We start from the raw sequence: 12,469 nt of genomic DNA, 5'->3' as shown, positions 1-12,469 counted from the left end.
GGTATTAAATTTGTGTTTTAGTGAGGAGTAATAATTGAAGGGTATTATTTGTGGTAAAGGTGGACAAGGAGTTATTACATTAAATAGACAGATAGGATCCGTTTTATCAAATTTTGGAGTAAAAATTATTTCAGCTGAAACTCACGGTATGGCAATGCGTGGTGGCAGTGTGAGTACCTTTCTAAAAGTAGGGGATTATTACTCTGCAAGCTTTGGAAGTGGAGAAGCCGACTTTATTATATCAACTGATAAAAATGAGTTTTTGCTGAATGATCATTTTTTAATACCAGATGGAGTGGCAATTATTAATTCTATTGAAAATTTAGAGAATAAAAATTCAAATATTATTATTGTTGATGCTACCAATCTTTCATTAAAACTTTTTGATAATCCAAAATATACAAACTGGTTTTTATTTTTTATTTTTTTTAAAGCTTTTCGAGAGATATTTGATTTTGATGAAATTATAGAAATAGTTTTAAACTATAAAATGCTTACTAAAGATATTTTAGATAAAATTTTAGGAGAGATATAATTATGCTTAGTGATAGACAACTTGAATTGTTGAATAAAACTTTATACCACATTAAAAAAAACAACTCTTATTATTATGAGCGTCTTCATTTTAATGGAGAAATTAAATGTTATGATGATATGAGAAAACTTCCTTTTTTAACAAAAGATGATTTGCGTCAGGGGTACCCTTTTGGTTTTGCTTGTGCTGATAAAAAAGATTTTATGCGTATGCATATGAGTAGTGGAACAACTGGTACACCAATAATTAATCCTATGACAGAAAATGATATCAATCAATGGTCTGAAATAATGGCAAGATGTTATAAGACTGCCACCGTTACAAAAGAAGACATTATTCAAATTACCCCTTCATTTGGACTTTTTAATGGTGGTTTTGGCTTCCATTATGGTGCTGAAAAGATTAAAGCTTTTATTATTCCTGTAGGACCTGGTAGATCTTTTTTACAACTTAAGTTTATGAAGGATTTAGGAACTACTGTATTGTGTTCAATTGCATCATACCCTCTTAGGCTTATTGAGATTGCGGAGGAGGAAGGTTTTGATTTTAAAAAGGATTGTTTTTTAAGAGTTGGTATCTTTGGTGCTGAGGTTTGGTCTGATGAGATGCGAAAAAGGATTGAATATATTATGGGAATAGAAACTTTTGATATTATTGGTATGACAGAAACTGGTGGAGTGGGACTTGGAATAGATTGTAAAGAGCACAATGGAATACATGTGTGGGATGATCATTATATAGTTGAGATAATAGACCCAGAAACAGGCAATCCAGTAGATGATGGAGAAGAAGGTGAAATGGTAATAACAACACTTACTAGAGAAGGTTTACCACTTATAAGGTATAGGACTAGGGATATCACAAAAGTAGTAAGTAGAGAAAAATGTAATTGTGGGCTTCATACTATTAAGGTAGGTAGAATCAAAGGTCGTACCGATGATATGTTGAAAATTAAGGGCGTAAATTTTTATCCTTCACAAATAGAATCTATCCTTTTACAGTTCAATGAACTTTCGATGGAGTATCTTATCATTTTGGAAGATAAAAAGGGAAAAGATAATGTTACGCTTGTTGTAGAAAAAGAAAACGGTGCAGATGATGAAATTTTTGATAAAGTTTACACAAAGCTGTATGATTTTTTAGGTTTTCATCTTAATTTACAACTTGTTGAAAAAGGAACTATTGAAAGGAGCCAAGGGAAAGCTAGGAGAGTTCTTGATAAAAGAGAAAAAACAAATTAATTTAACTTTAATTTGTTTAAAGCTTGTCAAATATTTTATTGTGTATTATAAAAACGCATGTTTAAGTATCTCTTTTTTCTGATAATTGGTATAATTACCGGTTATATGGTAAAAGAAAGAAATATTATAAAAATACAAAAGTATCTCTTACCATTTAGTGTTTTAGTCTTACTTTTTTTTATGGGAGTTGGTATAGGTAAAGATCCGAATTTAAAGCAGAAAATAGTAATGTTTGGATACTCCTCTTTAATTATAAGTTTATTGGCAGTGTTTTTTAGTATAGTTGTGGTAGGCATAATGATGAGAGTGTTGCGAAAAAAATGATTTTTCTGATGATACTATCTGTTACCGCTGGTATCTTAATGGCTCAGTTTGGGTTTTTACCCACATTTTTAATGGTGTATTCTGATAGAATAACTGATTACGCCTTATACTTTTTATTGTTTTTAATAGGTTATGGTATAGGTAGAGATAAAGAATCTTTGGTGAAATTGTTTACTGCGGATAAATACGCTTTTTTGGTTCCTGTTGGAACAGTTATTGGGACATTGTTTGGTGGTTATATAGCATCGTTTTTTCTAAAATTAACTATTAAAGATAGTCTTGCCATCTCTGCTGGATTTGGCTGGTATTCTTTATCTGCTGTTATAATAACAAAACTAAAAAGTGCTGATCTTGGCTCTATAGCTTTTTTATCCAATGTAATAAGAGAGTTAATAAGTATTATATTGGTTCCATTTCTTGCAAAATATGCAGGCCCATATATTTCAATAGCACCAGGTGGTGCTACCACCATGGATACGACGCTTCCGATTATAGAAAAGTATGCTGGTGAAAGTGCTGCCGTTGTTGCTTTCATTAATGGCTTTATATTAAGTACTCTTGTTCCTATAATTGTACCGTTTATTTTGAAATTTTAATTACAAAATGTTGCTTTTATAACTAAATGAGTACATTTTTCAGGTTTATAGATTGTATATCTTTTTAATTAGAGGTGGTAAGATGGATTATGGTATAAAAATCTGGGGAAATTATGATTATCTGGTAGAAGATGGTAAGGTTGTTATTAATGAAGGTAATAGACCAGCCCTGATTGATATTGTTAAAGATGTTAGAGAACAAGGTTTTAAAGGCCCAGTGCTTTTTAGATTTCCTCATATAATGAAAAAACATGTAAATGCACTGTTTAATAAGTTTAATAAATATATAAAAGAATACGATTATAGTGGCAAATTTCATTCTGTTTTTCCTTTGAAAGTGAATCAGTACCCAAATTTTGTAACATATTTGATGAAGCAAACAAAAGGGAAAAGATATGGGCTTGAGGCAGGGAGTAAACCTGAATTAATTATAGCAATGAGTTATGTTAATGAAGGGACTCCTATTATTGTTAATGGGTTTAAAGATAAAGAAATGATTTCTCTTGGTTTCATTTCTGCTAAAATGGGTCAAAATATTACTCTGACAATTGAAGGGTTGAATGAGCTTGAGACTATTTTAGAGGTTGCCAAAGAAATGGGTAAACCCTATCCTAATATAGGATTAAGAATTAAATTACATAGTTCAGGAATCGGTATTTGGGCTAAAAGTGGGGGGATAAATTCTAAGTTTGGATTAACTTCAGTGGAGTTAGTGGAAGCCTTAAAACTTTTGAAAGATTATAAAATGATAGATTATTTGACGATGATACATTTTCATATTGGTTCTCAAATAAGTGAAATATCACCTGTAAAAAAAGCATTGAGAGAGGCTGGAAACATCTATGCAGAACTTTGTAAAATGGGTGCGAAAAGCTTAAGAAGAATTGATATAGGTGGAGGGCTTGCTGTCGAATATAGCCAACATAAATTACAGCATTCTATAAATTATACTTTAGATGAATATGCAAGTGATGTTGTTTTTTTACTTAAGATGATTGCAAATAATAAAAATGTACCAGAACCAGATATTTTTGTTGAAGCAGGAAGATTCGTTGCTGCAAGTCATGCTGTGCTTGTGGTACCTGTTTTAGAACTATTTTCACAGGAATACAATGAACATAAGCTTTGTTTAAAGAAAGTGAACCCACCTTTAATAGAAGAGCTGTATGAACTTTATAATACTATCAATGAAAAAAATGCGATAGAATATTTACATGACAGTCTTGATCATATGGAGTCTCTTTTAACTCTTTTTGATCTAGGATATATAGACTTGATAGACAGAAACAACACTGAGGTACTTGTTCATTTGATTATTCGAAAAGCAATAAACTTTTTAAAAAACAAGAATTTATCTGAGTTGAGAGATATTCAAGATATGATTCAGGAAAGGTATCTTTTGAATTTTTCAATTTTTCAAAGTTTGCCAGATTATTGGGGTTTGGGGCAAACTTTTCCTGTTATGCCTCTTGATAAACTGGATATAACTCCTACAAGGTCAGCGAGTCTTTGGGATATTACATGTGATAGTGATGGAGAAATTGCTTTTGATAGCACTAAGCCATTATTTTTACATGATGTTGACTTGAAAAAAGAGGATTATTTTTTAGGATTTTTTCTTGTAGGAGCTTATCAGGAAACCCTTGGTATGGATCACAACCTTTTTACTCATCCTACAGAGTTTGTGGTAACTTTTGATGAAGAGGGCAATTATGTTCTTGATGATGTAATTGAGGCCCAAAACATTCTAGATATATTAGACGATCTTGATTATGATGTAAAGGATATTGAGAGAAGGTTGAAACAAAGAATTGAAGACTCAAAATTAATTCCTGATGATGAGAAAAAAGATGTTATTGGGAGTTTATACTTAGTTTTAAGTGAAAATAGCTACTTAAAAACAGTAGCTGGATCAAGAAATTAGAAATAAAAATTAAAGAAGAGGTGTAGCATGGGTAAAGCGTTAATTATTGGTGCTGGTGGAGTAGGTAATGTGGTGGCAAAAAAGTGTGCGCAAAATTCTGAAATGTTTCATGAGATATGTCTTGCGAGTAGAACTAAGGAAAAATGTGATAAAATTGCTGAAGATGTTAAAAAACAATATGGAGTAGAAATTAAAACAGCAAAAGTAGATGCTGATAAAACTGAAGAAGTAGTGGCTTTGATAAAAGATTTTGAGCCTGAGATTGTAATAAATGTGGCATTACCATATCAAGATTTAACCATAATGGATGCATGTCTTGAAACTGGTGTACATTATCTTGATACAGCTAATTATGAACCAAAGGATAATCCTAAATTTGAGTACAAATGGCAGTGGGATTATCATGAAAAATTTAAAGATGCTGGTATTATGGCTGTACTTGGTTGTGGGTTTGATCCAGGTGTTACAAATGTCTTTTGTGCCTATGCACAAAAACATTTATATGACGAAATAAAAACTATTGATATTCTTGATTGTAATGCTGGTGATCATGGACATCCTTTTGCTACAAATTTTAACCCCGAAATCAATATTAGGGAAGTTACTCAAGTTGTGAGACATTGGAGAAATGGGAAGTGGGTAGAAACACCACCAATTTTAGATAAGGATAGCATTCACTTTTCTTTTAATTATCCGGAGGTTGGAGAGCGAGAAAGCTATTTGTTATATCATGAAGAGATGGAGTCATTGGTAAAACATATTAAGGGGCTTGAAAGAATAAGATTTTGGATGACATTTTCTGAAGAGTATCTTACTCATTTGAGGGTTTTAAAGAATGTTGGAATGACAAGGATTGATGAAGTGGAGTACGAAGGATGTAAAATTGTGCCATTAAAATTTTTGAAAAAATTACTTCCAGATCCCTCAGAACTTGGAGTGAATTATAAGGGTAAAACGGTTATTGGTTGTGTTTTTGATGGTGTTAAAGATGGTAAAAGATTTAAAAAATATATTTATAATGTTTGTGATCATGCAGAAGCTTTCAGAGAAGTGCAGGCTCAGGCTGTATCATATACCACTGGTGTTCCTGCAATGATTGGGGCCATGCTTGTTCTAAAAAAAATATGGATAGGAAAAGGTGTTTTTAATGTGGAGCAATTTGATCCAGATCCTTTTATGGATTTATTGACACTGCACGGTTTGCCATGGAAGATAGAAAACTTTGATGGTAAGCTACCGGAGTTTTAAGTTGAAAGAATTGCATAAAGAAGCTTTAACTTTTTTTCCAAAAGAGATTACCGAATTAGTTGAAACGCCATGTTATTTGATTAGTGAGGATGTTATTGAAAAAAATTGTAGAATAATGGATAGTGTTCAAAAAAGGACAGGGGTAAAGATACTGCTTGCGCAGAAAGCGTACTCTTTGCCTGTGACTTATCCTTTAATATCAAAATATTTACATGGTGTATGTGCAAGTGGTCTCTGGGAAGCACGACTTGGGTGGGAAGAGTTTAAAAAAGAAGTGCATACCTATGCACCTGCTTTTGAAGGTAATGAAATAGATGAAATAATCGATTACTCATCTGTGGTAATTTTCAACTCAGTTTTTCAACTGAGGAAATATGGGGAAAAAGTTAAAAATCGAGGAAAACATGTAGGGTTAAGAGTTAATCCTGGTTATTCTGAAGTAGAGGTTGATTTATACAATCCATGTATTCCAGGTTCAAGATTTGGAGTAAATCCAGAGGATTTAGAAGATATTGATTTGGAAATTGTAGATGGTTTTCATTTTCACGCTTTATGTGAACAAAATGCAGATGTTCTGGTAAGAGTTTTGAATAGTTTTGAGAAAAAATATGGTAAATATCTTGCTAATCTTAAGTGGGTTAATTTTGGTGGAGGACATCATATAACAAGAAAAGATTATGATATAGAACTACTTTGTGATACTATTAATTTGTTTAGAGACAAGTATAATAATATTGATGTGTATCTTGAGCCTGGTGAGGCTGTAGTTTTATATGCAGGTGTTTTTGTTACAAAGATTCTTGATATTATTAATAATGGAGTAAATATAGCTATCGTTGATTCCTCTGCTGAAACTCATACTCCAGATGTCTTAGCAATGCCTTATAGACCAGAGATTATTGGTTGTGGTTTTTGGGGTGAATATAAATATAACTATAAAATTGGCGGGTGTTCTTGTCTTGCCGGTGATTTTTTTGGGGAATATTCTTTTGAAAGACCATTAAAAATTGGAGATAGGCTTATTATGCTTGATATGGCATTGTATTCTTTTGTTAAAAATAATACATTCAATGGTGTTAAGTTACCTTCCATTGTTGTTTTTAACAAAAAAGAAGGGATAAAGTGGCAAAAAAATTTTAGTTATGCTGATTTTATTAGAAAAATAAAATAAATATTAAATTACTTTTGTTAAGAATTTTAATAAACATTGAAAACGAATGTTTTTGTTTTGTCAAATTTGAGGAAAAACGAGTAACTTACTAATGTTTGTAATGACGAGAATTATAGTGCTATTAGCTTCGGGTAAAAATAATAGTTGAAGAATGTTAGGAATTTATATATAATTATTGTAAGTTAATTGATAGTATTATAAAGAAAATCCAGAAGGGGTTGATTGATGAGCAAGAAAGTTAATATTCAGGATGTTTTTTTAAACTATGTAAGAAAAAAAAGAATGCCAGTTACAGTATATCTAATTAATGGTGTAAAGCTTGAAGGGTTGATTAAAGGATTTGATAATTTTGTAATTGTGTTAAAAGATGATTCTCAAAAAATGATTTATAAACATGCAATTTCTACTATTTCTCCTTCTGAAGAAATTGATGAGATTGAAATGGTATAAATGGTTTTTGGTGGAGGCATAAGAAAGCCTCATAAGGTTGTTTTTTTCAATGCGATTTTGGTAGATATAAGATACGAGAATATAATAGATAACTGTTTAAGTCCTATTTTCGGTTTGCCAAAGATTGTATCAAAGAAATTTAGATTTTCACATACATCTTATTACGAAAAAGAGATGGGTAATAATTTAGTGAAATATTTTGCTTGTTATGATATTATTGATTATCCTGATAAATTAGCTAATTATAAAAGGATTGCAGTTGATATTGAGGATTTTTTTAAAGAAAATGGTAAACGTAAAGTGAATATTGACCCAGGTTATGTGGCAATGGAAAAAGTTGTTGCAGCCAGTACGAAAAATTTTACTCATAGAATATATATTGGTGAATCTATATATGCTGATTTGCAGTTATACAGAAAAAACAAAAAGTATGTGTCATTACCTTGGACTTTTTATGATTATCAAACAAGTAATACGTTAGCTTTTTTTGAAGAATGTAGAAAATTTTTGGAGGAAAAGCTCAATGTCTGCTAACTTTAACGGATTTTACAACTTGATAGTAATAGAAATTATAAATATATTGAAAAGTATAAAGAGAAATAATGAAGATTTATCTATAGATACAATAAAAAAATATTTGCTTCAAAGTGATGAATTATCAAAATTTTTAAGTAAAAATTTGTGTGCTATAGATGTTGATGTATATAAAGATCAAATAGTTAGATTATTTAAGAAGGTTGAAGATATATTACCTGAAGAGTTTTTGAAAAGTTTTGAAAAAAATATAAACGAAACTAACGATGTTTGTAGATTGAATGAAATTTTGATAGACATTTTAAGTTATCTCATCACATTTCTTATTAAGGTTATTAATACTTTTAATAAAAGTTGGGATCTTTTGAAAGAGATATTAAAATATATGGAAATTTCAAATGAAAAGCTTTTTAATGTTTTAGATAGTAGTAGGGAAATATTTATTGAAGAAATTAAAAACAGTAGTGAACTTTCAAGTAATTTAGAAGAATTAGAAAAAGAAACAAAGCTTGAAAATGATATTGAGAAATTAAAGAATAAATTAATTTCTAAACTTAACGAAATAAAAACTAATTTAAAGGAAAAGGATAATATAAGAAAGGAAAAATTCAACAAACTTGATTTAGAAGTAAACAAAATAAAGAATGATTTGGAAAAATATAAAACACAGTTAAACAGGCTGCAGAAAAGTATAAAAAAATATAAAAAAGAAGCAATTGTAGATAACCTGACTAACATTTATAATCGTAATTTTTTAGATAAAAAATTAGTTGAAGAAGTAGAGAAATTTCAACGTTATAACTCACCACTATCTGTTATTATGCTTGATATTGATGACTTTAAGTCGGTTAATGATAATTATGGACATCAAATTGGTGACCAAGTACTCAAGTATTTTACAAACATTATTAAAAACAATATAAGAAAGGTTGATATTCCTTTTAGATATGGTGGAGAAGAGTTTCTTATTATTTTACCGCATACTTCTAAAGAGCAGGCTATTGTTGTAGCTGAAAGGATATTAAAAGAGTTAAACGAAACTGTTTTTAAGATAAAAGGAAATAGTTTAAAAATTACTGCAAGTATTGGTGTAACAGAAGCAAAAGAGCATGACAGCGTTGATACCTTGATTAAAAGAGTTGATGATTTACTACTCAAAGCTAAGAGGGAAGGGAAAAATAGGGTCATAAGTGATTGATTTTAAGTTTAACACTTTAATTGATTATTTTAATAAAAAAAACGCTAACAGCTTAAGTGAAAAAGATAAAACTTTACTTTTAAAAACGTTGAAATTACCAAAAAGTGATTTACTGCTTAAGATTTATGAAAAACTGGAATTTTTACTTACAATAGAAAGAGAATTGTATCTTAAAAAATCAAATAAAGAGCAAATTTATTTGATTTTATCCAAATCAATTCCATTGGATTATAAACGACTTCACATTATAATCTATCTGTTGATTAAAAATTATTCAGAACTAATAAAAGATATTTGTTCATTTGTGCGAAATTTGTCTTTTGAACAAAAAAAGGAAGTTTTAGGTAGCATTCTGTTTGGTGAAAAAGAAATAAAAGTATTATCTATTTATTTAAAAGATGATTCAGAGTTTATTAGAGTATTGATTGAAAAGAATAAAATTACACCAGAAATTTTTAAAATATTATCTCAATCGCAAGACCCTGACGCTTTGTTTTTCTTATCAAATTTAAATGTAATATTAAGGGAAAATCCAGAGCTTATAGATTTACTTTTAACTAATCCATTTACTCCAGATGAATCGATAGCTAAATTAAAATATTTGAAGTATGAAGTTGAAGAGCTTAAAAAGCTTTACGAAGAAGATTCAGAAGAAGTTACAATAAAAGAAAAAAATAGCTCTTCAGAAATTGAAAAATTACCTGAAAATTTTGAAAAAAAAATAGAAGAAAAAACAAATGAGAATCTTTATTCTAAAATTTTAAAAATGAGTATTCCAGAAAAAATTAAACTAGCTTTGACAGGTAATAAAAGTGCAAGAAGCTTGCTCATAAAGGACTCAAACAAACAGGTATCATTGAGTGTTTTAAAAAATCCAAAAATAACTGAAGACGAAATAGATTTTATAACTAAAAATAAGATGACTCCTGATCATGTGTTAAGAGAAATAGCAAGGAATAACAATTGGATGAAAAATTATCAAATTATTAAAAATCTTGCGTTTAACCCTAAAACACCTATCGATATAGTATTGCATCTTTTGAATAGATTATATATTAATGATCTTGAAAACTTATCAAGGTCAAGAGAAATCTCAAGTGTAATTAAATCTCAAGCTTATAGAATTTTAAAGCTCAAGCAGAAAAAATGATTAGACATACGTTAATATTAATAGCATTAATTATATTTTTGTTGGTATATTTGGTTTTTGGAGACTATGGCCTTATAGAATATTTTAAACTTGTAAAAATAAAGAAACATTACGAATATCAATTAACTGAAATGGATAAAAAAATTGATGAACTTCAAAGAGAGTTAGATTTTTTAAAAAAAGATAAAAAGTATTTAGAGATGATTATTAGAAAAGAATTAAATCTTAAGAAACCAAATGAGGACTTATTTATAATTAAGAAAAAAGATGATAAAAAATGAAGAAATTTACCGTCTCTGAGTTGACAAAGCTTATAAAAAGATTAATTGAAAAAAATTTTACGTCTTCAATAAATGTGGTGGGAGAGATATCAAATTATTCTGTTTCAACACTTGGACATTGTTATTTTACATTAAAAGATGAGAATGCTCAAATAAAGTGTGTATATTTTAAAAGGTATAGACTTCAAAATTTGGATTATGAACCTAAAAATGGCGATAAGGTTATTATAACAGGAGATTTAACAGTTTATGAAAAGGATGGAAATTATCAACTTTTGATAAAAAAAATTGAATATGATTCTATTGGAGATTTTTATAAAAGATTTGAAGAAACTAAAAGAAAACTAGAAAAGGAAGGGTTGTTTGATACTGAAAATAAAAAGGAAATCCCTTACTTTGTTAAAAGAGTTGCCGTGGTTACTTCACCTTCTGGAGCAGCTATAAAAGATTTTATTAGAACATTGAGAAAAAATGGTGCAAATATTGAGGTAGATTTGTGGCCTGCTCCTGTACAAGGAGAAGACGCTATCCAGGTAATAATAAATCAGTTTTCTTATTTAAATCAATTTACAAATTCTTACGATGTTGTTGTTTTAATGCGTGGTGGTGGATCATTAGAAGACTTGTCTATATTTAATGATGAATTATTAGCAAGGGCATTTTTTGCTTGCAAAATACCTACGATTTCTGCGATAGGTCATGAGAGAGATTTTACAATATGTGACTTTGTTGCTGATTTGAGGGTAGCAACCCCTACAGCTGCTGCAGAAAAATTGTCAGAATATTATATTACTATCGGAGATAGAATTGATAATCTTGAAAGACATCTTATTAAAGAATTTGAACATAGCTTGATTATGAAACATCAATATTTGGATACTTTGGAAGCAAAACTTCTCAAAAATTCACCTATTAATAGGATTAAACAGAAAATTAAACAACTAGAAATTTATGAAAACAGCATATCTTCGTTATTAAAGCATAAACTTTCAGTAAGAGAGAAAAACCTTAGTGATATAATACAGAGAATTATACCGCATAATCCAGTAGAAAGACTTTTGCATTCTTATTCAATTGTTGATAATTTATTGAAGATAATAGAGTCTATTATGGTCGCAAAAATACAAGTCAATAAAGATAAGATTGAAAGTTACATTACCTTATTAAGGTTGTTGAATCCTGAAAATATTTTAGACAAAGGATATGCTATTATTATTAAAGATAAAAATCCGGTTGGATCTGTTAAAAATATTCATCTTGAAGATGAGCTTGAAATTAGGATGAGAGATGGTTATATTAACAGTTTTGTAACAGGTAAAAAAATATGGAGGAAGTGAATGGATAGGATTCCAATTACTAAAGAGGGATATGAAAAAATTAAAGCTGAACTTGAAAGACTCAAAAAAGTAGAAAGAAAAGAGGCGATTAAAGCTATTGAAGAAGCAAGAGGGCACGGAGATTTAAGTGAAAATGCTGAATATGATGCTGCGAAAGAAAGACAGGGGATGATTGAGGCAAAAATTGCTGAGCTTGAATCGAAAATGGCACGTTTTGAAGTTATTGATACTAGTAAATTAAAAGGTAACAAAGTTGTTTTTGGTGCAACAGTAAAAATCGAAAATCTAGATACTGGGGAGATTAAGACCTATAAAATTGTTGGGCCAGATGAAGCTGACATTTCTAAAGGGCATATCTCAATATTATCTCCAATTGCAAGAGCTATGGTCGGTAAAAAAGTTGGTGATGAAGTAATTGTAAATGCTCCTGGTGGTGAGATGGAATATGAGATATTAGAGATTACTTTTGATTAGATAATA

14 protein-coding genes are annotated in these 12,469 nt (G+C 29.7%); all 14 read left to right on the top strand.

Annotated features, from left to right (window positions below; all coding sequences use genetic code 11):
* Positions 1-34 precede the first annotated feature (34 nt).
* The 14 genes from OWK30_RS07560 to greA all read left to right on the top strand — a co-directional run bounded on the left by OWK30_RS07560 (position 35) and on the right by greA (position 12,463).
* Complete coding sequence (locus tag OWK30_RS07560) at positions 35-535, top strand: 2-oxoacid:acceptor oxidoreductase family protein (RefSeq protein WP_423325159.1); 501 nt, start codon at positions 35-37, stop codon at positions 533-535.
* Between the two features lie 2 nt (positions 536-537).
* Positions 538-1,776 carry a phenylacetate--CoA ligase family protein gene (locus OWK30_RS07555; protein ID WP_423325157.1) on the top strand — a complete coding sequence of 413 codons (1,239 nt, stop codon included), beginning with the start codon at positions 538-540 and terminating at the stop codon, positions 1,774-1,776.
* Between the two features lie 57 nt (positions 1,777-1,833).
* Positions 1,834-2,100 (top strand): LysO family transporter, encoded by a 267-nt coding sequence (locus tag OWK30_RS07550; RefSeq protein ID WP_423325155.1) that lies wholly within the window; start codon positions 1,834-1,836, stop codon positions 2,098-2,100.
* A gap of 8 nt (positions 2,101-2,108) precedes the next feature.
* A complete protein-coding gene (locus tag OWK30_RS07545; protein ID WP_423325153.1) occupies positions 2,109-2,696 on the top strand; it encodes a LysO family transporter in 588 nt (195 codons plus the stop codon).
* A gap of 82 nt (positions 2,697-2,778) precedes the next feature.
* On the top strand, positions 2,779-4,620 hold the full coding sequence (gene speA, locus OWK30_RS07540; RefSeq protein ID WP_423325151.1) for a biosynthetic arginine decarboxylase: 1,842 nt from the start codon (positions 2,779-2,781) through the stop codon (positions 4,618-4,620).
* A 27-nt stretch (positions 4,621-4,647) separates the two neighbouring features.
* The gene (locus OWK30_RS07535) at positions 4,648-5,868 is read left to right on the top strand and encodes a saccharopine dehydrogenase family protein (RefSeq protein WP_423325149.1); all 1,221 of its coding nucleotides are present in this window, start codon (positions 4,648-4,650) and stop codon (positions 5,866-5,868) included.
* Positions 5,869-5,878: 10 nt separating this feature from the next.
* Complete coding sequence (gene nspC / locus OWK30_RS07530; protein ID WP_423325236.1) at positions 5,879-7,039, top strand: carboxynorspermidine decarboxylase; 1,161 nt, start codon at positions 5,879-5,881, stop codon at positions 7,037-7,039.
* 225 nt (positions 7,040-7,264) lie between these two features.
* Positions 7,265-7,489, top strand: a complete 225-nt coding sequence (gene hfq, locus OWK30_RS07525) for an RNA chaperone Hfq (protein ID WP_423325147.1) — start codon at positions 7,265-7,267, stop codon at positions 7,487-7,489.
* Positions 7,490-8,023, top strand: a complete 534-nt coding sequence (locus OWK30_RS07520; RefSeq protein WP_423325145.1) for a DUF4416 family protein — start codon at positions 7,490-7,492, stop codon at positions 8,021-8,023.
* A complete protein-coding gene (locus OWK30_RS07515; RefSeq protein WP_423325143.1) occupies positions 8,013-9,221 on the top strand; it encodes a GGDEF domain-containing protein in 1,209 nt (402 codons plus the stop codon). The genes OWK30_RS07520 and OWK30_RS07515 overlap by 11 nt, the downstream gene beginning before the upstream one ends.
* Entirely contained in the window at positions 9,214-10,371 is a 1,158-nt protein-coding gene (locus OWK30_RS07510) for a hypothetical protein (protein WP_423325141.1), read from the top strand. Before OWK30_RS07515 ends, OWK30_RS07510 begins: the two co-directional genes overlap by 8 nt.
* Positions 10,368-10,652 (top strand): FtsB family cell division protein, encoded by a 285-nt coding sequence (locus OWK30_RS07505; protein ID WP_423325139.1) that lies wholly within the window; start codon positions 10,368-10,370, stop codon positions 10,650-10,652. The genes OWK30_RS07510 and OWK30_RS07505 overlap by 4 nt, the downstream gene beginning before the upstream one ends.
* The gene (gene xseA / locus OWK30_RS07500; protein ID WP_423325137.1) at positions 10,649-11,989 is read left to right on the top strand and encodes an exodeoxyribonuclease VII large subunit; all 1,341 of its coding nucleotides are present in this window, start codon (positions 10,649-10,651) and stop codon (positions 11,987-11,989) included. The genes OWK30_RS07505 and xseA overlap by 4 nt, the downstream gene beginning before the upstream one ends.
* The gene (gene greA, locus OWK30_RS07495) at positions 11,990-12,463 is read left to right on the top strand and encodes a transcription elongation factor GreA (protein ID WP_423325135.1); all 474 of its coding nucleotides are present in this window, start codon (positions 11,990-11,992) and stop codon (positions 12,461-12,463) included. It begins immediately after the preceding gene.
* The last annotated feature ends 6 nt before the right edge of the window (positions 12,464-12,469 follow it).

It is taken from the genome of Deferribacter abyssi, from assembly GCF_049472655.1.
GTDB classification, from domain to species: domain Bacteria; phylum Chrysiogenota; class Deferribacteres; order Deferribacterales; family Deferribacteraceae; genus Deferribacter; species Deferribacter abyssi.
The sequence above is the reverse complement of the archived record's forward strand: the minus strand, read 5'-3'. Positions and strand labels throughout refer to the sequence as shown.

What these genes read in the sequence shown, in the direction of transcription:
- OWK30_RS07535 (WP_423325149.1), top strand. Translation starts at nt 4,648, where the DNA reads ATGGGTAAAGCGTTAATTATTGGTGCTGGTGGAGTAGGTAATGTGGTG.
- OWK30_RS07550 (WP_423325155.1), top strand. Translation starts at nt 1,834, where the DNA reads ATGTTTAAGTATCTCTTTTTTCTGATAATTGGTATAATTACCGGTTAT.
- OWK30_RS07555 (WP_423325157.1), top strand. Translation starts at nt 538, where the DNA reads ATGCTTAGTGATAGACAACTTGAATTGTTGAATAAAACTTTATACCAC.
- OWK30_RS07515 (WP_423325143.1), top strand. Translation starts at nt 8,013, where the DNA reads ATGTCTGCTAACTTTAACGGATTTTACAACTTGATAGTAATAGAAATT.
- greA (WP_423325135.1), top strand. Translation starts at nt 11,990, where the DNA reads ATGGATAGGATTCCAATTACTAAAGAGGGATATGAAAAAATTAAAGCT.
- OWK30_RS07545 (WP_423325153.1), top strand. Translation starts at nt 2,109, where the DNA reads ATGATACTATCTGTTACCGCTGGTATCTTAATGGCTCAGTTTGGGTTT.
- OWK30_RS07520 (WP_423325145.1), top strand. Translation starts at nt 7,490, where the DNA reads ATGGTTTTTGGTGGAGGCATAAGAAAGCCTCATAAGGTTGTTTTTTTC.
- OWK30_RS07505 (WP_423325139.1), top strand. Translation starts at nt 10,368, where the DNA reads ATGATTAGACATACGTTAATATTAATAGCATTAATTATATTTTTGTTG.
- speA (WP_423325151.1), top strand. Translation starts at nt 2,779, where the DNA reads ATGGATTATGGTATAAAAATCTGGGGAAATTATGATTATCTGGTAGAA.
- xseA (WP_423325137.1), top strand. Translation starts at nt 10,649, where the DNA reads ATGAAGAAATTTACCGTCTCTGAGTTGACAAAGCTTATAAAAAGATTA.
- hfq (WP_423325147.1), top strand. Translation starts at nt 7,265, where the DNA reads ATGAGCAAGAAAGTTAATATTCAGGATGTTTTTTTAAACTATGTAAGA.